27 protein-coding genes are annotated in these 23,707 nt (G+C 66.6%); 2 read left to right on the top strand and 25 right to left on the bottom strand.

Annotated features, from left to right (window positions below):
* Positions 1-12: 12 nt before the first annotated feature.
* The 21 genes from acpS to H0X91_RS10590 all read right to left on the bottom strand — a co-directional run bounded on the left by acpS (position 13) and on the right by H0X91_RS10590 (position 18,770).
* Positions 13-447, bottom strand: coding sequence for a holo-ACP synthase (gene acpS / locus H0X91_RS10490; protein ID WP_006485603.1), 435 nt, complete (start codon positions 445-447; stop codon positions 13-15).
* A gap of 81 nt (positions 448-528) precedes the next feature.
* Entirely contained in the window at positions 529-1,305 is a 777-nt protein-coding gene (gene pdxJ / locus H0X91_RS10495; RefSeq protein ID WP_196433020.1) for a pyridoxine 5'-phosphate synthase, read from the bottom strand.
* Positions 1,302-2,138 carry a DNA repair protein RecO gene (recO, locus tag H0X91_RS10500; protein ID WP_006497720.1) on the bottom strand — a complete coding sequence of 279 codons (837 nt, stop codon included), beginning with the start codon at positions 2,136-2,138 and terminating at the stop codon, positions 1,302-1,304. The genes pdxJ and recO overlap by 4 nt, the downstream gene beginning before the upstream one ends.
* The gene (era, locus tag H0X91_RS10505; RefSeq protein WP_006485602.1) at positions 2,125-3,024 is read right to left on the bottom strand and encodes a GTPase Era; all 900 of its coding nucleotides are present in this window, start codon (positions 3,022-3,024) and stop codon (positions 2,125-2,127) included. The genes recO and era overlap by 14 nt, the downstream gene beginning before the upstream one ends.
* A 60-nt stretch (positions 3,025-3,084) precedes the next feature.
* Entirely contained in the window at positions 3,085-4,314 is a 1,230-nt protein-coding gene (gene rnc / locus H0X91_RS10510) for a ribonuclease III (protein ID WP_012492435.1), read from the bottom strand.
* Between the two features lie 153 nt (positions 4,315-4,467).
* Complete coding sequence (gene lepB, locus H0X91_RS10515; RefSeq protein WP_006490870.1) at positions 4,468-5,361, bottom strand: signal peptidase I; 894 nt, start codon at positions 5,359-5,361, stop codon at positions 4,468-4,470.
* A 16-nt stretch (positions 5,362-5,377) separates the two neighbouring features.
* Complete coding sequence (gene lepA / locus H0X91_RS10520; RefSeq protein ID WP_006490871.1) at positions 5,378-7,171, bottom strand: translation elongation factor 4; 1,794 nt, start codon at positions 7,169-7,171, stop codon at positions 5,378-5,380.
* A gap of 189 nt (positions 7,172-7,360) precedes the next feature.
* On the bottom strand, positions 7,361-7,597 hold the full coding sequence (locus tag H0X91_RS10525) for a glutaredoxin family protein (RefSeq protein ID WP_006476497.1): 237 nt from the start codon (positions 7,595-7,597) through the stop codon (positions 7,361-7,363).
* A 7-nt stretch (positions 7,598-7,604) separates the two neighbouring features.
* Entirely contained in the window at positions 7,605-9,101 is a 1,497-nt protein-coding gene (locus H0X91_RS10530) for a DegQ family serine endoprotease (protein WP_048986989.1), read from the bottom strand.
* A 16-nt stretch (positions 9,102-9,117) separates the two neighbouring features.
* Positions 9,118-10,170, bottom strand: a complete 1,053-nt coding sequence (locus H0X91_RS10535; protein WP_012492434.1) for a MucB/RseB C-terminal domain-containing protein — start codon at positions 10,168-10,170, stop codon at positions 9,118-9,120.
* A 5-nt stretch (positions 10,171-10,175) separates the two neighbouring features.
* Positions 10,176-10,793 (bottom strand): sigma-E factor negative regulatory protein, encoded by a 618-nt coding sequence (locus H0X91_RS10540; protein WP_060263368.1) that lies wholly within the window; start codon positions 10,791-10,793, stop codon positions 10,176-10,178.
* Between the two features lie 86 nt (positions 10,794-10,879).
* Positions 10,880-11,479 carry an RNA polymerase sigma factor RpoE gene (rpoE, locus tag H0X91_RS10545; protein ID WP_006490873.1) on the bottom strand — a complete coding sequence of 200 codons (600 nt, stop codon included), beginning with the start codon at positions 11,477-11,479 and terminating at the stop codon, positions 10,880-10,882.
* A 91-nt stretch (positions 11,480-11,570) separates the two neighbouring features.
* Entirely contained in the window at positions 11,571-12,035 is a 465-nt protein-coding gene (locus H0X91_RS10550; RefSeq protein WP_196433021.1) for a hypothetical protein, read from the bottom strand.
* 11 nt (positions 12,036-12,046) lie between these two features.
* On the bottom strand, positions 12,047-13,279 hold the full coding sequence (fabF, locus tag H0X91_RS10555; RefSeq protein ID WP_196433022.1) for a beta-ketoacyl-ACP synthase II: 1,233 nt from the start codon (positions 13,277-13,279) through the stop codon (positions 12,047-12,049).
* 164 nt (positions 13,280-13,443) lie between these two features.
* Positions 13,444-13,683, bottom strand: a complete 240-nt coding sequence (gene acpP, locus H0X91_RS10560) for an acyl carrier protein (protein WP_004197638.1) — start codon at positions 13,681-13,683, stop codon at positions 13,444-13,446.
* Positions 13,684-13,827: 144 nt separating this feature from the next.
* Complete coding sequence (gene fabG / locus H0X91_RS10565) at positions 13,828-14,577, bottom strand: 3-oxoacyl-ACP reductase FabG (RefSeq protein WP_006476504.1); 750 nt, start codon at positions 14,575-14,577, stop codon at positions 13,828-13,830.
* 36 nt (positions 14,578-14,613) lie between these two features.
* Complete coding sequence (gene fabD / locus H0X91_RS10570; protein WP_058902116.1) at positions 14,614-15,546, bottom strand: ACP S-malonyltransferase; 933 nt, start codon at positions 15,544-15,546, stop codon at positions 14,614-14,616.
* Between the two features lie 84 nt (positions 15,547-15,630).
* Entirely contained in the window at positions 15,631-16,620 is a 990-nt protein-coding gene (locus H0X91_RS10575) for a beta-ketoacyl-ACP synthase III (protein WP_006489693.1), read from the bottom strand.
* Positions 16,621-17,727: a phosphate acyltransferase PlsX gene (gene plsX / locus H0X91_RS10580; RefSeq protein ID WP_006489700.1), complete on the bottom strand. Its 1,107-nt coding sequence runs from the start codon at positions 17,725-17,727 to the stop codon at positions 16,621-16,623.
* 129 nt (positions 17,728-17,856) lie between these two features.
* Entirely contained in the window at positions 17,857-18,036 is a 180-nt protein-coding gene (gene rpmF, locus H0X91_RS10585) for a 50S ribosomal protein L32 (protein ID WP_006051932.1), read from the bottom strand.
* A 98-nt stretch (positions 18,037-18,134) separates the two neighbouring features.
* Positions 18,135-18,770 carry a DUF177 domain-containing protein gene (locus H0X91_RS10590; protein WP_006489698.1) on the bottom strand — a complete coding sequence of 212 codons (636 nt, stop codon included), beginning with the start codon at positions 18,768-18,770 and terminating at the stop codon, positions 18,135-18,137.
* A gap of 229 nt (positions 18,771-18,999) precedes the next feature.
* Between H0X91_RS10590 and H0X91_RS10595 the strand changes: the two genes are divergently transcribed.
* Both H0X91_RS10595 and H0X91_RS10600 read left to right on the top strand, forming a co-directional pair.
* Positions 19,000-19,632 (top strand): Maf-like protein, encoded by a 633-nt coding sequence (locus H0X91_RS10595; RefSeq protein ID WP_034200837.1) that lies wholly within the window; start codon positions 19,000-19,002, stop codon positions 19,630-19,632.
* The gene (locus tag H0X91_RS10600) at positions 19,629-20,351 is read left to right on the top strand and encodes an SAM-dependent methyltransferase (protein WP_006489699.1); all 723 of its coding nucleotides are present in this window, start codon (positions 19,629-19,631) and stop codon (positions 20,349-20,351) included. Before H0X91_RS10595 ends, H0X91_RS10600 begins: the two co-directional genes overlap by 4 nt.
* Positions 20,352-20,419: 68 nt before the next feature.
* Here the strand turns inward: H0X91_RS10600 and H0X91_RS10605 are convergent, their stop codons facing one another.
* Genes H0X91_RS10605 through H0X91_RS10620 form a run of 4 tightly spaced genes read right to left on the bottom strand, consistent with a single transcriptional unit; the run spans position 20,420 to position 23,492 of the window.
* Entirely contained in the window at positions 20,420-21,412 is a 993-nt protein-coding gene (locus H0X91_RS10605) for a S49 family peptidase (RefSeq protein WP_006496514.1), read from the bottom strand.
* Between the two features lie 12 nt (positions 21,413-21,424).
* Positions 21,425-21,826 (bottom strand): Rieske (2Fe-2S) protein, encoded by a 402-nt coding sequence (locus H0X91_RS10610; RefSeq protein ID WP_006493745.1) that lies wholly within the window; start codon positions 21,824-21,826, stop codon positions 21,425-21,427.
* Positions 21,823-22,482 carry an HAD-IA family hydrolase gene (locus H0X91_RS10615; protein WP_006493743.1) on the bottom strand — a complete coding sequence of 220 codons (660 nt, stop codon included), beginning with the start codon at positions 22,480-22,482 and terminating at the stop codon, positions 21,823-21,825. The genes H0X91_RS10610 and H0X91_RS10615 overlap by 4 nt, the downstream gene beginning before the upstream one ends.
* A 5-nt stretch (positions 22,483-22,487) precedes the next feature.
* Positions 22,488-23,492: an RluA family pseudouridine synthase gene (locus H0X91_RS10620; RefSeq protein WP_034200839.1), complete on the bottom strand. Its 1,005-nt coding sequence runs from the start codon at positions 23,490-23,492 to the stop codon at positions 22,488-22,490.
* Positions 23,493-23,707: the final 215 nt, after the last annotated feature.

Here is a 23,707-nt window from a genome sequence, read left to right on the forward strand (position 1 = left end):
TCGTGAATTCCGTCAGGAAGAAGTTCGGGAAACAGGTGCAGTGCCAGGCGCGGCGTCCGTTTCGGCGACCACGAACGACACCGCGTAGTCGCGTTCGTCGCTGACCGTCACACGTGCCGTGATGCCGCGCGCGGCCAGCCATTCGGCCAGCTCGCCGGATGCGACTACGTACGGCTCGCCGCTTGGATGATTGAGCGTCTGCAGCGCGCGCCACGTCATCGGCCAATGCATGCCGAGCCCGATCGCCTTCGAGAACGCTTCCTTCGCGGAGAAGCGCGTCGCGAGAAACGCGATGCCGCGCGCCTCGGAGCGGGCGCGCCGGGCGTGGAACACGCGCAGTTCGTCGGGGCCGAGCACCTTCTCGGCAAACCGGCCGCCCGTGCGTTCGAGCACGGCCGCGACGCGGCTCACCTGCGCGATGTCGGTACCGATGCCGTAGATCGCCATGTCAGTCTCCGCCGGGGTGGCCCGGCGAGGCCGGGTCAAACGCGTCGCCAACGGCGTGCGGGGCGCGGCGGCCTCGCATCGTCAGCGCGCGCCGCCATGCAGCGCGGCGACGCGTGCGGCGACCATGATCGCCTTCATCTCGCGCACCGCGTTGTCCCAGCCCGCGAAGATCGCGTGCGCGACGATCGCGTGGCCGATGTTCAGCTCGACGATGCCGTCGATCGCGGCGATCTGCTGCACGTTCGTGTAGTGCAGCCCATGGCCCGCATTGACCTTCAGGCCAAGCTGCGCGCCGGCCTGTACGCCCGCGACGATACGCTCGTATTCGCGCTGCTGCTCCGCTTCGTCGTGCGCTTCGGCGTAGCGGCCCGTATGCAGCTCGATCACCGGCGCGCCCGCTTCGTGCGCGGCGCGGATCTGCGTGTCGTCCGGGTCGATGAACAGCGACACGCGCACGCCCTCGTCGGCGAGCTGCTTGGATGCGGCGCGCACCGCCTCGAAGTGGCCGGCCACGTCGAGACCGCCTTCGGTCGTCAGTTCCTCGCGCTTCTCCGGCACGAGGCATGCGTCGTGCGGACGCACTTCGCAAGCGATGTCGAGCATCTCGGCCGTCACCGCGCATTCGAGGTTCATGCGCGTCTTCAGCAGCGGGCGCAACTGGCGCACGTCCGCGTCGACGATGTGACGGCGATCCTCGCGCAGGTGCAGCGTGATCGCGTCCGCGCCCGCCTCTTCGGCGGCGAGCGCCGCGCGGATCGGATCGGGATAGCGCGTGCCGCGCGCATTGCGCAGCGTCGCGACGTGGTCGATGTTCACGCCGAGGTCGATGGCGGTGGGCGTTGTCAGGAAGAAGCTCATAGGTTTTGCAGGTCGATCAGGATCTGACGCGTGGCGAGCGGCGTACCGCCGAGATAGGTGTTCAGCAGGAAGCGCATCAGCGTCTTGCTCTGCGCAACCGTCTGGGCTCGATGGTAATCGTCCTGCTCCATGTCGAGCAACGTCTGGCCGGTGATGACCGGCCAGTGCGACGGCACGTCGTCGTCCGCATTACGTACGCCACGCTCCGGATCGAACACGTAGCGGCGCTCGGGTTCGACCGCGCGGCGGGCGACCGTGCGGTTCAGCGCCATCGCATAGCCGGTCTCGCGCAGCAGCACGCGTTCGAACGAGCGCAGCACCTGCACCGCGGGCTCGCCGTGCGCGAGACGCGTGAGGGTCAGCACGTAATGATTGAACAGCGGCGGCTGCGGATCCTCGCGCGCGCAGAATTTCACGAGCAGCTCGTTCGCGTAGAAACCGCACAACAGGCCGTCGCCGCCGAGCGGCAGCATCCCGCCGACCCACTCGGCGCCCGTCAGCGTGCGCACCTCGGATTTGCCGGACCAGGACAGCAGCAGCGGCTGGAACGTCTGCAACACGCCGCGCAACGCGGAGTGCGGGCGCTTCGCGCCCTTCGCGACGAGCGCGAGCCGGCCGTGGTCACGTGTCAGCACGTCGACGATCAGGCTCGTTTCCCGATACGGATAGCTGTGCAGCACGAACGCCGGCTGCTCGGCGACGCGGAAATCGGACGTGCGAGACGTCGCGCGCCGCGCCTTGCGCGGCGGTTCGGGCGGTGCCGGCAACGGCGCGTCGTTCGCGCCGGCCGCCACCGCGTCTTCGGTCGACGTCAGCGCGTCATTCGTACCCATAGGCACGCAGCCCCGCCTCGTTGTCGGCCCAGCCGCTCTTCACCTTCACGAAGGTCTCGAGGTATACGGGGCCGTCGAACAGCTTTTCCATGTCCATCCGCGCCTCGGTGCTGATCTGCTTGAGCTTCTCGCCCTTCTTGCCGATCACCATCGCCTTGTGCGAATCGCGCTCGACGAGGATCGTCGCGAAGATGCGCTTCAGGCGCCCCTCCTCCTCGAACTTGTCGATCAGCACGGTGCTCGTGTACGGCAGCTCGTCGCCGGTCCAGCGGAACACCTTCTCGCGCAGGATTTCGGCCGCGAGAAAACGCGAGCTGCGGTCGGTCAGCTCGTCCTCGCCGTAGATCGGCTCGCCTTCCGGCAGGTACGGCTTGATCGTGTCCAGCAGGCGCTTGATGTCTTCCGGCTTCTGCGCCGACAGCGGCACGAGCTCGGTGAATTCGCGCAGTTCGCTCACCTTCTGCATGAACGGGAACAGCGACGCCTTGTCGTTCACGCGATCGATCTTGTTCGCGATCAGCAGCGTCGGCATGCCGGGCGGGATCAGGTCGAGCACCTTCTGGTCGTCGGGGCCGAAGCGGCCGGCCTCGATCACGAACAGGATCACGTCGACCGACGTCAGCGTCGACGTGACCGCGCGGTTCAGCGAACGGTTCAGCGCGGTGCTGTGACGGGTCTGAAAGCCAGGCGTGTCGACGAATACGAATTGCGCGTCGTCGAACGTGTTGATGCCGGTGATGCGGTGGCGGGTCGTCTGCGCCTTGCGCGACGTGATGCTGATCTTCTGGCCGACGAGTGCGTTCATCAACGTCGACTTGCCGACGTTCGGGCGGCCCACGATCGCGATCATGCCGCAACGGAAACCGGTAGGAGCGGGAGTGTTCATATCGTTTGGGAGACAGGTTCGGAAACGGCCGCGCGGCGCGCGGCACGATCGCTGGGCAATTCAGTGGTCGGCATCGGCCACGCGCGCCTGCGCGGCAGCAAGACTCGCGCCGCCGGGCGGCGTATCGGCGTCGGGCGCCGCGGCATCGCGTGCGCGCGCGGGCGTGCGCGCGGCGGAATCGGCACTCGCGGAGGGCTTGTCGGCCGACGAGGGCGCCGGATCGGTTGCCTGGCCGGCCGGCTTGTCGGCTGCGCGCGGTGCGGCCTCGGCGGACTTTTCCGCGGCCTTGTCGGGCCGCTCGGCCGGTTTGTCGGCCACCTTGTCGGTCGCCGGCTTCGCCGCCCGTTCGCCCTTGTCCGCCGCCGGCTCGACGTGCGCGGCCCGGATCGCGGCCATCGGCGCGACGGCCGGCTCAGCGCCCGCCGCTGCAGCCGCCGCGGCGGCCCCCGGCGCCGCGCCGGCCGCCCTGGCCTCGCGCGCCGCCGCACGTTCCTTCCGCTCGGGCGAGCGCAGGTCGAGCGCTTCCTGCACGCCCTTCACGCCCGGCACGATCTCGGGTTCGACATGCTTGGAGCCGCGCGCGTTTTTCGAGCGCTTCGGCTTCGCGGCCAGCATCGGTGCGGCCGCCATCACCTCGTCGAGCGCCTTCTTCGCGGCGGCCTGCTCGGCCGCGCGCCGGCTCGCGCCGGAGCCCGATACCTTCACGTCCAGCTTCGGCACCGTGCACTCGACCTCGAACTGCTGATTGTGCGCCGCACCATGGGTCGCGACGACCGTATAGGTCGGCAGCGCGATCTTGTGCCCCTGCAGGTATTCCTGCAGCAGCGTCTTCGCGTCCTTGCCGAGCGTGCGCGGATCGATGTGGTCGAGAATCGGGATATAGAGCCGCTTGATGACCCCTTGGGCGGCTTCGAAGCCCCCATCGAGGAACACGGCCCCGATGATGGCTTCGAACGCGTCCGCGAGGATCGACGGGCGACGGAACCCGCCGCTGCGCAGTTCGCCCTCGCCCAGCCGCAGGCCGTCCGAGATATTCAGGGCCTGAGCAATTTCGTACAGCGACTGCTGTTTGACGAGGTTGGCGCGTACGCGCGACAGGTCACCTTCGTCCAGCTTGCCGAAACGCTGGAACAAAAGAGCGGCCACCGCGCAATTCAGAACGGAATCGCCGAGAAACTCGAGCCGTTCGTTGTGCGTGGCACTGTGACTGCGATGGGTCAAAGCCTGGCGCAGCAATTCCGCATTGCGAAATTCGTAGCGCAGCCGGCTTTCCAACTGGGATAGGGGCATGTGCAGGAGTATAACGCGGGCGCCGGTCGGGCCGAAACGGCACGGCCGGACCCGAAAAGGCGTGACGAGGCGGTGTTACCGCCGGTTCTTAAAGTAGTTCGGCAATACGCGACGCGGCCCGTGCGTCGCGTATTGCGTGTGAATCGAATGCGATCAGTTGAAGGAACCGATGCGCTTCAGGTCGCTGAAGTTCATCCAGATGAAGAACGCGCGGCCGACGATGTTCTGGTCCGGCACGAAACCCCAGTAGCGGCTGTCCGCGCTGTTGTCGCGGTTGTCGCCCATCATGAAGTAGTGGCCGGGCGGCACCTTGCAGATCACGCCGCGGCTGTTGTACGTGCAGTTGTCGCGATACGGATAGTCGTATGCGCCCATCACGAACGGCGGCACGGCCGGGTTGTTGAGGATCGCGTTCTTCTTGTTGCCGATCGTTTCCTCGAACTGCTTCGCGTAATTCTGGCGCTCGTCGTCGAAGAAATCGGGCAGCGGCGTTTCGGGCACCGGCTGGCCGTTGATCGTGAGCTGCTTGTCCTGGTACGCGACCGTGTCGCCCGGCAGGCCGATCACGCGCTTGATGTAGTCGACCGACTCGTCCTTCGGATAGCGGAACACGACGACGTCGCCGCGCGACAGCGGGCTGCCCTGCGTGATCTTCGTGTTGGTGACCGGCAGGCGCAGCCCGTACTCGAACTTGTTGACGAGGATGAAGTCGCCGACGAGCAGCGTCGGCACCATCGAGCCCGACGGAATCTTGAACGGCTCGACGACGAACGAACGCACGACGAACACGGCCAGGATCACCGGGAAGAAGCTCGCGGTGTACTCGAGCCACCACGGCTGGCGCAGCTTTTCGTCACGCAGCTTCGAACGCGTCTGCGCGGCGTTTTCGTCCGCGAAACGCTTGTCGATGCGCGACTGCTGGCGATCGAACTCCTCGATCGCCGAGTCGGCCGCCTTGCGACGCCGCGGCAGGAACACCAGTTTGTCCAGCACCCACGCTACGCCCGTCACGACGACGAGCACAAAAAGAATCAGCGCAAAATTCATAAAAGGATCAGTCCTGTTATTTGTCTTCGACGCGCAAGATCGCGAGGAACGCCTCCTGCGGGATCTCGACCGAACCCACCTGCTTCATGCGTTTCTTACCTTCTTTCTGCTTCTCGAGCAGCTTCTTCTTTCGCGTGATGTCGCCGCCGTAGCACTTCGCGAGCACGTTCTTGCGCAGCGCCTTGATGTTCTCGCGCGCGACGATGTGCGCGCCGATCGCGGCCTGGATCGCCACGTCGTACATCTGGCGCGGAATGATCTCGCGCATCTTCGCGGCGACTTCGCGGCCGCGGTATTGCGACTGCGACCGGTGCACGATGATCGACAGCGCATCGACCTTGTCGCCGTTGATCAGCATGTCGACCTTCACGACGTCCGACGAACGGTATTCCTTGAACTCGTAGTCCATCGACGCATAGCCGCGCGACACCGACTTCAGGCGATCGAAGAAGTCGAGCACGATCTCGGCCATCGGGATCTCGTACGTGAGCTGCACCTGGCGGCCGTGATACTGCATGTTGATCTGCGAGCCGCGCTTCTGCTCGCACAGCGTGATCACCGAGCCGACGTAATCCTGCGGCATGTACAGGTTCACGGTGACGATCGGTTCGCGGACTTCGGCGATGCGGCCGGGCTCCGGCATCTTCGCCGGGTTCTCGACCATGATCGTCGAGCCGTCGCTCTGCACGACCTCGTAGACGACCGTCGGCGCGGTCGTGATGAGATCCATGTCGAATTCGCGCTCGAGCCGCTCCTGCACGATTTCCATGTGCAGCAGCCCGAGGAAGCCGCAGCGGAAACCGAAGCCGAGCGCCTGCGACACTTCCGGCTCGTACTGCAGCGATGCGTCGTTCAGCTTCAGCTTCTCGAGCGATTCGCGCAGCGCGTCGTACTGGTTCGCCTCGACCGGATACAGCCCCGCGAACACCTGCGGCTTCACTTCCTTGAAGCCCGGCAGCGGCTCGGCAGCGGCCTTGGCCGCGTGCGTGACGGTATCGCCGACCTTCGCGGCCGTCAGTTCCTTGATGCCGGCGATGATGAAGCCCACCTGCCCGGCCGACAGCGACTCGAGATTGCGCGACTTCGGCGTGAACACGCCGACGTGCTCGACCGGATACTGCGCGCCGGTCGCCATCATCTTGATCTTGTCCTTCGGGCGCAGCGTGCCGTTGACGATACGCACGAGCATCACGACGCCGACGTAGTTGTCGAACCACGAATCGATGATCAGCGCCTGCAGCGGCGCGGTCGGATCGCCCTTCGGCGGCGGCACCTTCGCGATCAGCGACTCGAGCACGTCTTCGACGCCGAGGCCGGTCTTCGCGCTGCAGCGCGTCGCGTCGGTCGCGTCGATGCCGATCACGTCCTCGATCTCCTCGATCGCGTTCTCGGGGTTCGCGGCCGGCAGGTCGATCTTGTTCAGCACGGGCACGACCTCGACGCCGAGCTCGATCGCCGTGTAGCAGTTCGCGACCGTCTGCGCCTCGACGCCCTGGCTGGCGTCGACGACCAGCAGCGCGCCTTCGCACGCGGACAGCGAACGGCTGACCTCGTACGAGAAGTCGACGTGCCCCGGCGTGTCGATCAGGTTCAGGTTGTAGACCTTGCCGTCGCGTGCGCGATAGGTCAGCGCGGCTGTTTGCGCCTTGATCGTGATGCCGCGCTCGCGCTCGATGTCCATCGAGTCGAGCACCTGCGCTTCCATTTCACGGTCGGCGAGGCCGCCGCATACCTGGATGATGCGATCCGCGAGTGTCGACTTGCCATGGTCGATGTGGGCGATGATCGAGAAATTGCGAATATGATCCATTCAGTGCCGATCAAGCGAAAAAGGCGCGCTCACGACTGCGGAGCACGCCTTGTAAGTCGGTGAAAAAACGGCTTATTTTAGCCGAAAAGGCTTTTGCCGGGCGGGATTTCGGACGCCCTGCCACGCGGGGCGGGCGCCCGCCGGATCGAACCCCGTGCGAAAACGGCGTCGGCCGGCGGCGGGCCGGATTCAGCGCCGGGCCGCCAGCGCGTCGCGCACCCGCGCGTCGTCGAACCGGTGGCGGCACACTTCCGCGCCGTCCAGCAGCAGCACGGGCACGTCCTCGTCGTAACGCGCGACCAGCGCTGCATCGGTGTCGATGTCGATGTAGTCGACCGCGACACCGAATTCGGCCGCCACCGGCGCCAGTGCGTCGCGCATGTCGTCGCACAGGTGGCACCAGCCGCGGCCGTAGAGCGTGAACATCGACGCGTTACTTCTGGCGCGGCCGCACGGGCACGAACTGCGTGTTGTCGCCACGCCGCACGAGCACCGCGACCGCCTTCTGCGGATCGAGCTGCGCGGTCACGTCGGCGAACTGCTTCGCGCTCGTGATGTCGGTGTCGCCGACACGCAGCACGATGTCGCCGCGCTGCAGGCCCGCCCGGGCGGCCGGGCCGTCGACGCCGTCGATCTGCACGCCGTTCTTCAGCTTCAGCGTCTTCATCTGCTCCGCCGTCAGGTCGCTGACCGTCAGCCCGAGCGAATTGGTCTGGCGCGGCTTCTGCGGCGCGTTCTTGCGCTGCTCGGCCTTCGCCGTCGACTCGGCCGGCGTCTCGGCGATCGTGATCGGCAGATCGCGTGCCTGACCCTTGCGCCATACGCTGACCGTCGCCTTCGTGCCGGGCTTCGTGTCGCCGACCATGCGCGGCAGGTCCGACGCCGCATCGACCGGACGGCCATTGAACTTCAGGATAATGTCGCCCGGCTGGATGCCTGCCTTGTCGGCCGGGCCGCCCGGCTCGACGCTGCTGACGAGCGCGCCTTCGGCCTTCGGCAGCCCGATCGAATCGGCCACGTCCTTCGTCACCTCGCCGATCGCCACCGCTATCCGGCCGCGCGTGACCTTGCCGGTCGCCTTCAGCTGGTCGGCCACGCGCATCGCCTCGTCGATCGGAATCGCGAACGAAATGCCCATGAAGCCGCCGGTGCGGCTGTAGATCTGCGAGTTGATGCCGATCACCTCGCCCTGCATGTTGATCAGCGGGCCGCCCGAGTTGCCAGGGTTCACGGCCACGTCGGTCTGGATGAACGGCAGGTAGTCGCCCGTGTTGCGGCTCTTCGAGCTGACGATGCCGGCCGTGACCGTGTTGTCGAGGCCGAACGGCGAACCGATCGCGACGACCCACTCGCCGACGCGCACCTTGTTCGAATCGCCGATCGCGACGACCGGCAGGTTCGACGCCTGGATCTTGACGACCGCGACGTCCGTGCGGTCGTCGACGCCGATCAGCTTCGCCTTGAATTCGCGCTTGTCGGTCAGCGTCACGTAGATGGTGTCCGCATCGTCGACGACGTGCGCATTGGTCATCACGTAACCGTCGGCCGACACGATGAAGCCCGAGCCGACGCCGCGGTTCTGCTCGGTATCGGGCGGATTGTCCGGCGCCGGCGCGTTCTTCGGGTTGCTGCCGTTGCCGCCACCGTTGCCGGGCGCCTGCGGCAGCGGGATGCCGAAGAAGCGCCGGAAGAATTCCGACATGTCGCCGTTGTCGAAGCCGGGCGGGAGCATGCCGCGCGGGCCGCCCGTCGGCACGTTGGCGGTGGTCCGGATGTTCACGACGGCCGGCCCGACCTTTTCGACCAGATCGGCAAAGTCGGGCAGGCTTGCGGCGGGAGGCGTGACCGCGACCGCGGTTTGCGGGACGAGCGGCAGGCAGGCACACAGCGCCGCCGCCGCGAGCACTTTGCGCAGCGTGAGTTTCGTCATGTCGGAAGCCGTAGCGTTACTTGGAAGCCTTGTATTCTATGGCAGACGCGAACTGCTGCAACGTCGCCGGCGGCACTTCGCCGAGCACGGTGATCCAGTAGTCGCCGCGGCGCTTCACGAGAACGTGCGTCGCCCCGGTGCTGCCCGCGCCTTCCTTGCGCGTATTCTTTTCGGCCGGCTCGATGAAAACCGAGATCGTCGCGAGGCCGTCCGTGAAGACCGCCTGATCGACCGGGATCGGCGGATCGCCGGCATCGCGCGCGGCCATCGGCCGGCGCACTTCACGAATCTTCTGGAAGCCGGCGACGCTCGGCGCGAGCTGCCAGCCCTGCGCTTCCATGTCGACCGTCGCGACCGGCGGGCGCACGACCGTCCAGCCGCTCAGGTTGCGCATGCCGGCTGCGATCGCGGCCTTGTCGCCGCTTGCGCCGCCCGTCTGCAATTGCGAGAACGCGATCTGCTCGAGCACGTGATCGTTCGCGTCGAGCGTCTGCGAACGCAGCAGCAGCCCGGTGCGCGCGTCGGCCCACAGCTTGTACGTGAAACGGTACGCATCCTTCGGCACGAGCTCGACGACCTGCGCGTCGATCCCGGCCACGCGGTCCTTGCCGAGCGACTTCGCATCGTAGACGGACATCACGTGCTCGCCGCTCGCGCCGAGCAGCGCGGGAAACGAGTCGCGCGTCTGACGGCGCTCGACCACGCACAGCTTGCGCTCGGGCACGAACGTGTACAGCTCGTCGTTGTGCCGCAGCAGCTTGCGCGGCTTGCCGTCGAGCGTCTCGATCCGTTCGAACTCGCCGTCGCGCGACGCGACGTGCGCGATGCGCGACGACTGCACGTACCCGCCGCGCTGGTAGACGAACGTACCTTCGTAGCTCTGCTGCTGCGCCGCCTGCTGGACGCGGTCGAGCCAGTCCGCGGCGCCCTTGCGGGTCGCGACGGGATCGTCCGGTTGCTGGGCGCTGGCGGGAAGGGATTGAACGGACAACAGGGCGGCTGCGCAAAGCAGGAGGGCCGGCAGCCGCTTCCATCCGGAGATGGCGTGATTCAACTGCAATGTCCGCATCGGGTTTATTGGCCTGGCGTGGTGGTCACGGCAGCGCGGATCAGCGGCATCGAACCCGTGACGACGGGCTGCTGGGCGAATTGCTGGTGCGCTTCAAGGTATTGGTCGAGGCTGGCGTCGCGAATGATGTTGACGTCCTGCAGGCCGGGCTGGGCCGATGCCTGCGCAACCGTCACGCGCTGCAGGTTGCCGCCCTGCTGCGCGCCGACCGAGGCGACCTGGACGGCGCCCGGCGTACCGGCCGTCTGCATTTGCGGGACGACGACCCAGGTCAGCGTGGCCGCCGCGGCGGCCACCGCGAACGCGGGCACGACGCGCCGACGCAGCGACAGCAGCTTGCGCGCGGCCGGCGCGGCCGCCGGAGCCAGCAGGTGCGGCTCGCTTTCGAGCGCGGCCGACATGCGTGCGGCAAACGCGACGCTCAGCGCGGGCGGCAGCGCGAGCTCGTCCGAGCGCAGCGCATCGCCGATCAGGTGGTAATGGGCCCACGCAGCGCGATCCGCGCGGTCGAGCTCAGCCAGAAACTGCCCGTGATCCGGGCCATCGAACATTTCGCCGTCGACCAGCGCGGAAAGGCGCTCGCCGCGCGAGCACGCTTGCGATTGCGTATTGACCGACCCCATGATGCTCCCCATCTTGCACACCCCGTCGTGACTTCACGACTCTATCCGTAACTAGACCCCGACCCGCGTCGTTCCGCCCGTCGCGCTTACCAGCGCTTGCCTTCGGGCGTATCGAGCAGCGGACGCAATTTGGCAGCGATTGCCTCGCGCGCACGGAAGATCCGCGAGCGGACCGTCCCGATCGGACAGCCCATCATTTCCGCGATCTCTTCGTAGCTCAGGCCCTCGATCTCGCGCAGTGTGATTGCTTGGCGCAGTTCTTCGGGCAGCAGAGCCATCGCAGCGTTGACCGTCTCGGCAATCTGCTTGCTCATCAACATCGACTCAGGCGTGTTGATATCCCTTAGTTGGTCTGCGTCCGAGAAAGTTTCCGCTTCCTCCGCATCGGCCTCGGTCGAGGTCGGCGCCCGGCGGCCTTGCGTCGCAAGGTAGTTCTTCGCCGTGTTGACGGCAATTCGGTACAACCACGTATAGAACGCCGATTCGCCGCGGAATTGCGGCAGCGCACGATACGCCTTGATGAACGCGTCCTGGGCCACATCCTCGACCTCGGCGGGATCCCGCACGAGGCGCGAGATCAGCCGGATGATCTTGCGGTGGTATTTGGAGACCAGGAGTTCGAACGCCGCCTTGTCGCCCTTCTGTACGCGCTCGACCAGAGCCTGATCGATTTCTTTTTCACTCACCTGACAAATCCGTTAACTAGGGATGCAACGCGGAGCGTTATTGTAGCGTTCCGGCGCCGGCCGCTGGTTACGGTCGGTAACCGCGCCGCCGTCATGCCTGCCCCGCCGCCCCGGCCGTTCTCGCCAGCACCGACAGCGCGCTGAACGACGCGGCGTCGAGCGCGTCGGCCGGAATCAGCAGCGGCCGCGCGCGCCGGGCGCCCTGCCCGATCGACAGCACCAGCAGCAGGCTGCTCCAGTGCGCATGGCCGGTCACGCGACCGCGGGCCAGCAATCGCCCGGTGCGGCCAAACGCCGCAATCTCCCCGAACGCATCGATCCGCAGCTCGGCCAGCAGCCGGCGGGCGCAGGCCCGCGCCGCCCATACGGCCAGCAGTGCCGCCGTCGCGGCCGACACGCCGGCGCCGGCGACAGCGCCCGCGCGCGGCGCGCAGAACAGGTACGCCGACGCGGCAGCCGATGCGACGAACGCGGCCAGCACGAGATACGACACGGCCGAGGCCCGCAACGCAAAGCGCTGCGGACGCCCGGCCGGAGCATCGAATGGACTCGTCAAGCGATTCGACGTCAGACGCGCTTGAACACCAGCGTGCCGTTGGTCCCGCCGAAGCCGAAGTTGTTCTTCACGGCAACGTCGATCTTCATGTCACGCGCGGTGTTCGCGCAGTAATCGAGATCGCACTCGGGGTCCTGGTTGAAGATGTTGATGGTCGGCGGCGACACGTTGTTGTGCAGCGCCAGCACCGTGAACACCGATTCGAGGCCGCCCGCGCCACCCAGCAGGTGGCCCGTCATCGACTTCGTCGAGTTGACCACCATCTTGTACGCGTGCTCGCCGAAGGCCGCCTTCACCGCGTCGGACTCGTTCTTGTCGCCCAGCGGCGTCGACGTGCCATGCGCGTTCAGGTACTGCACCTCGTCGGCATTCAGGCCGGCGTCGCGCAGCGCCGCGACCATGCAGCGGCGCGGGCCGTCCATGTTCGGCGCGGTCATGTGGTACGCGTCACCCGTCATGCCGAAGCCCACGACTTCCGCGTAGATCTTCGCGCCGCGCGCCTTCGCCGCCTCGTACTCCTCGAGCACCATCACGCCCGAGCCCTCGCCCAGCACGAAGCCGTCGCGGTCCTTGTCCCACGGACGCGACGCGGTGGCCGGATCGTCGTTGCGGGTCGACAGCGCGCGCGCGGCGGCGACCCCGCCGATGCCGAGCGGCGACACCGTCGATTCGGCGCCGCCCGCGACCATCACGTCGGCGTCGCCGGCCTGGATCAGGCGCGCGGCGAGGCCGATGCTGTGCAGGCCGGTCGTGCAGGCCGTGACGGCCGCGAGGTTCGGGCCCTTCAGGCCGAACATGATGCTCAGGTGACCCGAGATCATGTTGATGATCGAGCCCGGCACGAAGAACGGCGAAATCCGGCGCGCGCCACGATCGACGTAGGTCTGGTGCGTGTCTTCGATCATCGGCAGGCCGCCGATGCCGGAACCGACCAGCACGCCGATGCGCTCCGCGTTGGCTTCGGTCACTTCCAGCCCGCTGTCCTTGATGGCCTGGACGCCGGCGGCGATGCCGTAATGGATGAACGTATCCATGTTCCGGGCTTCCTTCGCCGGGATGTACTCCTCGGCGCTGAAGCCCTTCACTTCGCCCGCGAAATGGCAGGCGAGGTTCGACGCATCGAACTTCGTGACGGTGGCGATACCGGACTTGCCGGCGACGAGATTGGCCCAGCCGTCGGCAACATTATTGCCAACAGGCGAAATCAGCCCCAGGCCTGTAACGACAACACGACGGCGGCTCACGGTAACCTCTTTTCCATTATTGGATGACAAAAACAAAAGCCACAGTGGCCACAGGAACCAGCCCTGCGAGCCCTGTGGCTGTTAGTCCGTCCGGCGCGAAGCCGGCAGGATGGCGCGTCAATCGCGAAGATCGCGGCGACGTGGCGGACAAGCGCGAAAGGCGCTTACGCCTTGACGTTTGCGCGAGCGTAGTCGATCGCTTGCTGAACGGTCGTGATCTTCTCTGCTTCTTCGTCCGGGATTTCCATGCCGAACTCGTCTTCGAGAGCCATCACCAGTTCGACCGTGTCGAGCGAGTCCGCGCCCAGGTCGTTCACGAACGAAGCTTCGTTCTTGATCTCGGCTTCCGCGACGCCCAGTTGTTCAGCGACGATCTTCTTGACACGTTGTTCGATGTTGTCCATTACCCCTCCGAGGGAAAGTTCAGATTTACAAGTGCGCGCATTTTATCAGGTTTGCTGACGCCAAAACGCGCGTTGGCTTGATGGTCGATCAAGCGCCGATCCGCCTGAAAAACGGGATACGGCGCGGATGGTAAACGAAAACCGTTACGACATGTACATGCCGCCGTTCACGTGCAGCGTCGTGCCGGTGATGTAACCGGCCTGCGGCGATGCGAGGAACGCGACGGCATGGGCGATGTCCTCCGGGCTGCCGAGGCGGCCGAGCGGAATCTGGGTCTTGAGCGCGGCCTGCTGTTCTTCCGGCAGCGTCTTCGTCATGTCGGTGTCGATGAAGCCCGGCGCCACGCAGTTCACCGTGATGCCGCGGCTGCCGATTTCGCGCGCGAGCGCACGCGTCATGCCCGCGACGCCGGCCTTCGCGGCCGCGTAGTTGACCTGACCCGGATTGCCGGCCGAGCCGACCACCGACGTGATGTTGATGATACGGCCGCCGCGCGCCTTCATCATCGGGCGCAGCACCGCGCGCGACAGGCGGAACACCGACTTCAGATTGGTGTCGATCACCGCGTCCCAGTCCTCGTCCTTCATCCGCATCGCGAGCTGATCCTGCGTGATGCCCGCGTTGTTGACGAGCACGTTCAGCGCGCCGAATTCCTTCACGGTCGCATCGATCAGTGCCTCGGCGGCTGCCGCGTCGTTGACGTTCAGCACCGCGCCGCGGCCCGTGACGCCCGCTTCCGCGAACGCCGCGGTGATCGCGGCGGCGCCCGATTCGCTCGTCGCCGTGCCGATCACCGTCGCGCCCAGGCGCGCGAGTTCGAGCGCGATCGAACGGCCGATGCCGCGCGACGCGCCGGTCACGATCGCAACCTGTTTATCGAGAGTCTTGTCCATGAATCGAATGTCCGTTGCTTGGGAAAAGGCGCCGCGTCAGGCGGTCACGAGCTTGAGCGCTTCGTCGAGCGAAGCCGGATCGAACACCGACGCACCCGTCAGGTTGCCGTCGATGCGCTTCGTCAGGCCGGCCAGCACCTTGCCCGGACCGCATTCGATCACGTGCGTGACGCCCGTGCCGGCGATATGCCGCACGCACTCGACCCAGCGCACCGGGCCCGCGGCCTGGCGCACCAGCGCATCCTTGATCGCGGCCGGATCGCTGACCACGGCAACGTCGATGTTGTTGACGACCGGAATCTGCGGCGCCTTCACGTCGACGTTCGCGAGGTAGTCGCGCAGCTGGTCCGACGCCGGCTTGAGCAGCGACGAATGGAACGGCGCCGACACCGGCAGCGGCAGCGCGCGTTTCGCGCCCTTCGCCTTAGCGATCTCGCATGCCTTTTCGACCGCGGCCTTGCTGCCCGCGATCACGACCTGCGCCGGAGCATTGAAGTTCACCGCTTCGACGACGCCCGCCTCCGCGGCTTCCGCGCATACCGCGCGCACCGTGTCGTCGTCGAGGCCCAGGATCGCGGCCATGCCGCCCTGGCCGACCGGCACGGCCGTCTGCATCGCCTGTGCACGAAAGCGCACGAGCGGCACCGCATCCTTGAACGCAAGTGCGCCGGCCGCGACGAGCGCCGTGTATTCACCGAGGCTGTGGCCGGCGACGATCGACGGCGCCGGGCCGCCCGCCTGCTGCCACGCGCGGTAGCACGCGTACGCCGCGGTCAGCATCACGGGCTGCGTGTTGGTGGTCAGGTTCAGCTCTTCGGCCGGGCCTTCGGCGATCAGTTTGCCGAGATCCTGATTGAGTGCATCGGATGCTTCCTGGAGCGTCTCGCGCACGACGGCCAGATCGGCGAATGCGTTGAGCATGCCGATCGCCTGCGAGCCCTGCCCCGGAAAAACGAATGCAAATTTCATATCGTCCCCAATTGAATCGATTCGGACGGCGCGCACGAACGGCGCGCCGATGGGATCCGCGCGCGGCTTGTCGCGCGCCGCGGATCAGAAGCGGAAGACCGACGCGCCCCAGGTGAAGCCGCCGCCGACGCCTTCGATCAGCACGTGCTGGCCACGCTGGATGCGACCGTCGCGCACCGCGGCGTCGAGCGCCAGCGGGATCGACGCGGCCGACGTATTGCCGTGCTGGTCGACCGTCACGACCATGCGCTCCTGCGGCAGGCCGAGCTTGCGGCAGGTGCTGGTCATGATGCGGATGTTGGCCTGGTGCGGAATCAGCCAGTCGATTTGCTCGGGCGCGAGATTCGCCTTCGCGAGCGCTTCGATCGCGACCTTTTCGAGCACGTTGACCGCGAGCTTGAACACGGCTTGCCCGTCCATGTGCAGGAACGCGCTGCCGTCGATCACGCCGCGGTTGACGTTGCCCGGCGTACACAGGATGTTCGAGTAGCTGCCGTCCGCATGCAGCGCGCTGCCGAGCACGCCCGGCTCTTCCGACGCGGACAGGATCACCGCGCCGGCACCGTCGCCGAACAGCACGCAGGTCGTGCGGTCCTTGAAGTCGAGAATGCGCGAGAACGTCTCCGCGCCGACCACGAGCGCCGTACGGTGCTGGCCGCTGCGGATGAAGCTGTCGGCCGTCGCCATCGCGTACGCGAAGCCCGAACACACGGCCTGCACGTCGAATGCCGCGCCGCCGTTCTTGATGCCGAGCTTGTTCTGCAGCAGGCACGCGGTGCTCGGGAACACGAAATCGGGGGTCGAAGTCGCGACGATGATCAGGTCGATCGACTGCGGATCGACACCGGCCGCTTCGATCGCACGACGCGACGCCTCGAGCGCGAGATCGCTCGTCGTGACGTCCGGTGCGGCGAAATGGCGCGCATGGATGCCCGTGCGCGCCACGATCCATTCATCGCTCGTCTCGATGCCTTCCTTCGCAAGACGATCGGTCAACTGCTGGTTCGTGACGCGGTCGGGCGGCAGGTAGCTGCCCGTGCCGAGCACGCGGGAATAGAGAGTCGATTGGGCCATTTATGCTTTAGAGGATTGCGCAGCGGAAGGTTCGGCGTGATGGCCTGCGGCCGGGCTTGCATGGCCCGCGCCGCCCGCGTCGTGTTCGCCGTCGCCGAGCGACACTGAATTATCCGCCATCGCGCGCGCGAGGCGCTCCAGCACCCCGTTTTTGACGGCATCATACCCGCGTTTGATCGCCCACTCAAACGCGTAGGCGTCGGCCGAACCGTGACTCTTGATCACGAGGCTCTTCAGCCCCAGCAGCGCCGCGCCGTTGTACTGGCGGTGGTCGACGCGCTTCTTGAAACGCATCAGCACAGGCAGCGCGAGCAGCGCCATCAGCTTCGACATCAGCGAGCGGCCGAACTCCTCGCGGATGATGTCCGACAGCATCTGCGCGAGCCCCTCGGACGTCTTCAGCGCGACGTTGCCGACGAAGCCGTCGCACACGATCACGTCGACGGTGCCCTTGTAGATGTCGTTGCCTTCCACGTTGCCGCGGAAATTGAGCGTGCTGGCGCGCAGCAGCTCGCCTGCGCGCTTGATCGTCTCGTTGCCCTTGATGACCTCTTCGCCGATGTTCAGCAGGCCGATCGTCGGGCGCTCCTTGCCTTCGAGCGCGGCCACGAGCGCGTGCCCCATCTCCGCGAACTGCAGCAGGTGCTGCGGTTCGCAGTCGACGTTCGCGCCGAGGTCCAGCATCATCGTGTAGCCGGTCGGGTTCGGCAGCGCGAACGCGATCGCGGGCCGCTCGATGCCGGGCAGCGTCTTGAGTACGTAACGGGAAACGGCCATCAGCGCGCCGGTATTGCCGGCGGAGATGCAGGCCTGCGCCGCGCCGTCCTTGACGTGGTTGAGCGCGACGCGCATCGAAGAATCCTTCTTCTTGCGCAGCGCCACTTCGACAGGATCGTCCATCGCCACGACTTCGGTGGCGGGCACGATGGTCAACGCGGGATCGTCGAGGGCTTTCAGCTTCTTCAGCTGAGCGCGAATCGCGCTTTCGATGCCGACGAGCATCAGGTGCGCATCGGGATGCGCGCGGACGAACTTGACTGCCGCGGGAACGGTCACGGACGGGCCGTGGTCGCCTCCCATGCAATCGATTGTGAGCTTTACGGTCATGGAATGCGACGAATTTCAGGCACAAAAAAGCGGCAGTTGAATGCCGCCTTTTTGTTGAGCCAGGAAAGTGTCAAGCGAACCAGTCGTCACGCGAACGGCGAGCGTAGCGCGCAACGCGTGACTTGACGCTTAGTCGTTCTTCGTCTTGACGACTTTCTTGCCGCGATAGTAGCCGTTCGGGCTGACGTGGTGACGCAGGTGCACTTCACCCGTGCTCGGCTCGACTGCCAGCGGCGCTGCCGTCAGGAAATCGTGCGAACGATGCATGCCGCGCTTCGACGGCGACTTCTTGTTTTGCTGGACTGCCATGACTAACTCCTAAATAATTTTCCGGATTCTAACACAGCCCGATCCGGCGCTTAACTACCCTGGCCCAAAGCCCTTACGCCTTCCCGCGCCACAACTGCTTAGTGTTTCTTGGTGCCGTCACCGTCCTTCTTCAACGCTTCCAGCGCTGCGAACGGATTCGGCCGTTTGCCTTCGTCCCCGGCTTCGTCGGACGCCTCGTCCGTCTCTTCCGTGGGACCGCTCGCGCCCGACACGAGGCTTTCGTGAACTGCCGGGCAAACCTCGTGCTTGGGCACGAGCGGCAACGAAAGCAGCAATTCCTCTTCGATCAAGTCGACGAGATCGAACTGGCGTGAGCCCACGATCACATCGGCTTCATCGTCGTCGAGCGGAAATTCTTCAGCTTCTTCTTCGGTCGCGACGATCCGGTACGTCATGTCGACGTCGAACGTCTGGTCGTACGGCGTCATGCAGCGCTGGCACGTGAGCCACGCATGGCCGTGCACCGCGAGGCGCAGATACGGCTGCTGCCCGTCGGTGCCGTCGTCCTGCAACTCCTTTTGCGTGAACCCTTCCGCCTGCCACGTGAAGACCGTGTCGCGATCTGGCGCGTCCGTCGGCACTTCGTTTAACATGCGCGGCAGTTGCGAGAGGTGCACCGCGCCGGCTGCCTGCCGCCCGCTGCGGGCAAACTCGAACAGGTCGACCGCGTGCGGATCGAGCGCCGCCGCAGGTTTGCCAGAAGAAGTGTTCATGTGCGCTCCTGCCTACAGGCTGACTTGCGGGATCCGGCTTGGCACCGCTCGCGTACGGCTCATCGAAGATGACGTACTTTACTTCCGAAGACCCGGCAGGCGCCACCACACGAAAGCCTGCCGACGAAAAGCGGGAAAGCATACCTGTTTTACCTTTTGCGGTCAATCACTTAAGCTTGCGTCCGCGCAACGCCGCGCCACACCTGACGACTCACCGATCCAACCGACCATGCCGGATACCGTTTGCCGCCCGCCGCGGCTGATTCTTGCTTCCAGTTCCCGTTACCGCCGAGCGCTCCTCGAGCGCCTCGGCGTGCCGTTCGACGTCGTGTCGCCCGACCTCGACGAAACCCCGCTCGCCGGCGAAACGCCGGCCGCGACCGCGCTGCGCCTCGCCGCCGCGAAAGCACGCGCGGTGGCCGCGACGATCGACGCGCCGGACGGCGTGCTCGTGATCGGGTCGGATCAGGTCGCGACCTTCGACGGCCACCAGATCGGCAAGCCCGGTACGCACGAGCGCGCGCTCGCGCAACTCGTGTCGATGCAGGGCCGCGAAGTCGAATTCCACAGCGCGCTCTGCCTGTACGACAGCCGTACGGACGAAGCGCAGGTCGAGGACATCGTCACGCACGTGCGCTTTCGCTCGCTGCCCGAGGCCGAACTCGACGCCTACCTGCGCGCGGAAACGCCGTACGACGTGGCCGGCAGCGCGAAATCCGAAGGGCTCGGCATCGCCCTGCTCGACGCGATCGACTCGGACGACCCCACCGCACTCGTCGGCCTGCCGCTGATCGCCCTCACGCGGATGCTGCGCGCCGCCGGCTACCCGTTGTTTGCAACCACTCGTGGAGACCGCGCATGACCGCCGGCACGCTTTATCTCGTCCCGAACACGCTCGGCGAAGGCGACGAATCGATGCTCGCCGCCGTGCTGCCCGCCGCCGTGCAGGCGCGCGCCGGCACGCTCGGCTATTACATCGGCGAGAACGCGAAAACGACCCGCGCGTTTCTGAAGAAGATCGGTACGACGCGGCCGATCCAGGAAATCGAGATCAGCGAGCTGAACGTCAATACGCCGGCCGGCGCGATCGACCGGCTGCTCGCTCCGGTGCTGGCCGGCGCGGATGCCGGCCTCGTGTCGGAGGCCGGCTGCCCGGCCGTCGCCGATCCCGGCGCGCTGCTGGTGCGCCGCGCGCACGAGCGCGGCGTGAAGGTCGTGCCGCTCGTCGGACCGAGTTCGATCCTGCTCGCGCTGATGGCGTCGGGCCTGAACGGCCAGAGCTTCGCGTTCAACGGCTATCTGCCGGTCGATGCGGCCGCGCGCGCGAAACGCCTGCGCGAACTCGAGCAACTGTCGCGCAAGGCGCGCCAGACGCAGATCTTCATCGAAACGCCGTACCGGAATCACGCGATGCTCGACACGCTGGTCGCGACCTGCGCGCCGTCGACGCAGATCTGCGTCGCGGCCGATCTGACCCTCGCGACCGAGACGATCGCGAGCCGCACGGCGGCGGACTGGAAAAAGGCGCCGGCGCCGAATCTGCACAAGCGCCCCGCGATCTTCCTGCTGCTCGCGAACTGATTGATGCCGCGACCGGCGATCCACCGATGAATGAAAGGCGGGCCATCGCGGCCCGCCGATCGCCGCCGTCAGCGCAGGCTGACTGACGCGCCGCCAGCCGTCAGCGCCTTCATCGCAGCGCCGCCGACGGCCGCGCCGAACTTGCGCGCGACACGGTTCGTCAGGCTTTCCTTCACCGTATAGTCGACCAGATCCGGCGCCTTCAGCACGTCGCGCGCGACCGTGTCGGTGGTGCCGTAGCCGTCGGCGAGCCCGAGCTCGACGCTCTTCTCGCCGGTCCAGAACAGGCCGGAGAACATGTCCGGCGTCTCGTGCAGCCGCTTGCCGCGGCCATCCTTCACGGCCTTGATGAACTGCGCATGCACCTGGTCGAGCAGCTCCTGCGCGTGCGCGTCCATCTTCGGCGTTTCCGGCGAGAACGGATCGTAGAAGCCCTTGTTTTCGCCCGACGTATGCAGGCGCCGCTCGACCCCGAGCTTGCCCATCAGCCCGGTGAAGCCGAAGCCGTCCATCAGCACGCCGATCGAGCCGACGATGCTCGCCTTGTCGACGAAGATCTTGTCGGCGGCCGACGCGATGTAATACCCGCCTGATGCGCACATGTCGGTCACGACGACGTACAGCGGCTTGTCCGGATACTTGCCGCGCAAGCGCCGGATCTCGTCGTAGACCATGCCGGCCTGCACCGGGCTGCCGCCCGGGCTGTTGATCCGCAGCACGACACCGACCGTGCCGTCGTCGTCGAACGCGGCGTCGAGCGCGGTGTTGATGTCGTCGGCGTTCGCGTTGACGCCTGCCGCGATCTCGCCGTCGATCGTCACGAGCGCCGTATGCCGCCCGCTCGACGAGAACTTCGAATCGCTCGAGAAATCGATCAGCGCGAACGCGAGCAGCACGAACACGGCGAGAAACGCGAAGCGGAAGAAGATCTTCCAGCGCCGTGCGGCACGCTGCTCCTTGACGGCCGCGAGCGCGATCCGCTCGAGCGCTGCGCGCTCCCAGGCCGGTTCACGGCTGTCGGGACGGGAGGAGGAATCCGGGGAATTCGGTTGGTCGGCCATGCAGTGGTGTCGTCAGTCGGTCGTGGCGGGCGTGGCGGGATGCAGGTCCGCATCGGGCACCCAGAATACCGCACGGCCGTCGGGCGTGTCGCGCTCGTCGACCTCGACCGGCCGCAAGCGGCCGCCGCGGCACGGGCCACCGACGCACTTGCCGGTATCCGGCGCGTAGATCGCGCCGTGCGTCGCGCACATCAGATAGAGGCCCGACGACTCGAAGAATTGCCCTTCGGCCCAGTCGAGCTCCATCGGCACATGCGCGCAGCGGTTCAGGTAGCCGTAGGCGCGGCCGTCGTAGCGCACGAAGAACACGACGGCCTGCTCGCCGCGCAGCGTCGCGTCGACGCGCACCCCGGCGCCCCCGTCGGTCAACGCGTCCGACGCGCACACGCGCACGGCGTCCGGCGCCGCGCTCATGCGTGCTCCCGCAGCCATGCGGCCAGCGCACCGACGTCCGGCGCGACGAAGCGCGGCGTGAGCGCCGCCAGCGCATCGGCCGTGTGCGCGCCATACGCGACGCCGACGCCGGCCGCGCCGGCGCTGGCCGCCATCTGCAGGTCGTGCGTCGTATCGCCGATCATCACGGTGCGCGACAGGTCCTGCCCCAATTCCCGCGACAACTCGTGCAACATCGCCGGATGCGGTTTCGAGAACGTTTCGTCCGCGCAGCGCGTCGCGTCGAACCAGCTCGTCAGTTTCGACTGGTCGAGCACGCGATTCAGCCCGACCCGACCCTTGCCGGTTGCGACGGCGAGCAGATAGCCCGTATCGCGCAGTTCGGCGAGCAGCTCGCGCACGCCGGCGAACAGCTCGATGCGCTGGTCGTCGAGCAGGTAGTGATAGCGGTAGCGCTCGGCCAGCCGTGCGTAGTCGGACGGATCGAGGGTCGGCGCCGTGATCTGCAGCGCGTCCCGCAGGCCGAGGCCGATCACGTAGCGGGAAGCTTCGTCGGACGGCGTGGGCAAGCCGAGATCGCGGCATGCCGCCTGGATGCTGTGCGCGATGTGCGCGGTCGAATCCATCAGCGTGCCGTCCCAGTCGAAGACGATCAGGTCAAATTGCTGTCGGGCCATGCGGTTCAGGCGGTATCGCGCAATGCGCTGAGTTGATCGAGGAAGCGCCGGCACTCGGCCGGCAGCGGCGCATCGAACTGCAGCGCCTCGCCGGTCAGCGGATGAGCGAGCTTGAGGCGGTGCGCATGCAGGAACATCCGTTTCAGCGACGGCTGCGCGTTCGCGCGCGCCAGCGCCTTGTTCAATGCGAAATCGCCATACTTGGCGTCGCCGGCGATCGGCAGGCCGAGATGCGCGAGGTGCACCCGGATCTGATGGGTCCGCCCCGTTTTGAGTTCCGCTTCGACGAGCACGTAGTCCGGCCAGCGGTCGACGAGATTGAACACCGTATGCGACGCGAGCCCGTCCTCCTGCACCCGTACGCGGCGCTCCCCTTCCGGGGTCGAATACTTGAACAGCGGCGCCTTCACCGCGCGGCGCCGGCCCCAGTCGGGCTGCCATTCGCCGTGCGCGCACGCGAAGTAGCGTTTGTCCATCCGGTTCTCGCGGATCTGCTCGTGCAGGCCGACGAGCGCCGTGCGTTTCTTCGCGAGCATCAGGATCCCGGACGTCTCGCGGTCGAGCCGGTGCACCAGTTCGAGGAATTTCGCGCGCGGACGCGCCTGGCGCATCTGCTCGATCACGCCGAACGCGACGCCGCTGCCGCCGTGGACCGCGACCCCGGCCGGCTTGTCGATGACGAGCATCGCGTCGTCCTCGTACAGCACGTCGAAATGCGCGGGCGGCACGACGGGCGTGTCGGCGCGCGCGAGGTCGGCCGCCGCCACGCGCACCGGCGGCACGCGGACGAGGTCGCCGAGCTCCAGGCGGTACTGCGCGTCGATCCGGCCCTTGTTCACGCGCACTTCGCCGCTGCGGAGGATCCGGTAAATATGGCTTTTCGGCACGCCTTTACAGACGCGCAACAGGAAGTTGTCGATGCGCTGACCGGCCGAGTTTTCGTCGATCTCGATCATCGATACCTGGCCGCTTGCGACCGAATTCTGGGATATTTTGCCTAACTCATTCATACTGAATATAATTTTGCCCAGCCTGACGTTGTGGGTGGCCTGACCGGCCGGCCCCGGCTGAATCGGGCAAGGCGCAAGCGCAAACTGCTATTTTACTTGCGCCGGGGGTCCGCTGCTCGCCCCTAATCAAAGAGAAGCAGCAAGTTGCACGCACGGCGCCGCCCGTCGGCAAGGATCGCGCCCACAGGCGGATTCGGTCGGCAAGGCGCCGCGGT

Source organism: Burkholderia sp. 9777_1386 (assembly GCF_015712265.1).
Lineage (GTDB): Bacteria > Pseudomonadota > Gammaproteobacteria > Burkholderiales > Burkholderiaceae > Burkholderia > Burkholderia cenocepacia.

What these genes read in the sequence shown, in the direction of transcription:
- acpS (WP_006485603.1), bottom strand. Translation starts at nt 447, where the DNA reads ATGGCGATCTACGGCATCGGTACCGACATCGCGCAGGTGAGCCGCGTC.
- pdxJ (WP_196433020.1), bottom strand. Translation starts at nt 1,305, where the DNA reads ATGAGCTTCTTCCTGACAACGCCCACCGCCATCGACCTCGGCGTGAAC.
- recO (WP_006497720.1), bottom strand. Translation starts at nt 2,138, where the DNA reads ATGGGTACGAATGACGCGCTGACGTCGACCGAAGACGCGGTGGCGGCC.
- era (WP_006485602.1), bottom strand. Translation starts at nt 3,024, where the DNA reads ATGAACACTCCCGCTCCTACCGGTTTCCGTTGCGGCATGATCGCGATC.
- rnc (WP_012492435.1), bottom strand. Translation starts at nt 4,314, where the DNA reads ATGCCCCTATCCCAGTTGGAAAGCCGGCTGCGCTACGAATTTCGCAAT.
- lepB (WP_006490870.1), bottom strand. Translation starts at nt 5,361, where the DNA reads ATGAATTTTGCGCTGATTCTTTTTGTGCTCGTCGTCGTGACGGGCGTA.
- lepA (WP_006490871.1), bottom strand. Translation starts at nt 7,171, where the DNA reads ATGGATCATATTCGCAATTTCTCGATCATCGCCCACATCGACCATGGC.
- H0X91_RS10525 (WP_006476497.1), bottom strand. Translation starts at nt 7,597, where the DNA reads ATGTTCACGCTCTACGGCCGCGGCTGGTGCCACCTGTGCGACGACATG.
- H0X91_RS10530 (WP_048986989.1), bottom strand. Translation starts at nt 9,101, where the DNA reads ATGACGAAACTCACGCTGCGCAAAGTGCTCGCGGCGGCGGCGCTGTGT.
- H0X91_RS10535 (WP_012492434.1), bottom strand. Translation starts at nt 10,170, where the DNA reads ATGCGGACATTGCAGTTGAATCACGCCATCTCCGGATGGAAGCGGCTG.
- H0X91_RS10540 (WP_060263368.1), bottom strand. Translation starts at nt 10,793, where the DNA reads ATGGGGTCGGTCAATACGCAATCGCAAGCGTGCTCGCGCGGCGAGCGC.
- acpP (WP_004197638.1), bottom strand. Translation starts at nt 13,683, where the DNA reads ATGGACAACATCGAACAACGTGTCAAGAAGATCGTCGCTGAACAACTG.
- fabG (WP_006476504.1), bottom strand. Translation starts at nt 14,577, where the DNA reads ATGGACAAGACTCTCGATAAACAGGTTGCGATCGTGACCGGCGCGTCG.
- fabD (WP_058902116.1), bottom strand. Translation starts at nt 15,546, where the DNA reads ATGAAATTTGCATTCGTTTTTCCGGGGCAGGGCTCGCAGGCGATCGGC.
- H0X91_RS10575 (WP_006489693.1), bottom strand. Translation starts at nt 16,620, where the DNA reads ATGGCCCAATCGACTCTCTATTCCCGCGTGCTCGGCACGGGCAGCTAC.
- plsX (WP_006489700.1), bottom strand. Translation starts at nt 17,727, where the DNA reads ATGACCGTAAAGCTCACAATCGATTGCATGGGAGGCGACCACGGCCCG.
- rpmF (WP_006051932.1), bottom strand. Translation starts at nt 18,036, where the DNA reads ATGGCAGTCCAGCAAAACAAGAAGTCGCCGTCGAAGCGCGGCATGCAT.
- H0X91_RS10590 (WP_006489698.1), bottom strand. Translation starts at nt 18,770, where the DNA reads ATGAACACTTCTTCTGGCAAACCTGCGGCGGCGCTCGATCCGCACGCG.
- H0X91_RS10595 (WP_034200837.1), top strand. Translation starts at nt 19,000, where the DNA reads ATGCCGGATACCGTTTGCCGCCCGCCGCGGCTGATTCTTGCTTCCAGT.
- H0X91_RS10600 (WP_006489699.1), top strand. Translation starts at nt 19,629, where the DNA reads ATGACCGCCGGCACGCTTTATCTCGTCCCGAACACGCTCGGCGAAGGC.
- H0X91_RS10605 (WP_006496514.1), bottom strand. Translation starts at nt 21,412, where the DNA reads ATGGCCGACCAACCGAATTCCCCGGATTCCTCCTCCCGTCCCGACAGC.
- H0X91_RS10610 (WP_006493745.1), bottom strand. Translation starts at nt 21,826, where the DNA reads ATGAGCGCGGCGCCGGACGCCGTGCGCGTGTGCGCGTCGGACGCGTTG.
- H0X91_RS10615 (WP_006493743.1), bottom strand. Translation starts at nt 22,482, where the DNA reads ATGGCCCGACAGCAATTTGACCTGATCGTCTTCGACTGGGACGGCACG.
- H0X91_RS10620 (WP_034200839.1), bottom strand. Translation starts at nt 23,492, where the DNA reads ATGAATGAGTTAGGCAAAATATCCCAGAATTCGGTCGCAAGCGGCCAG.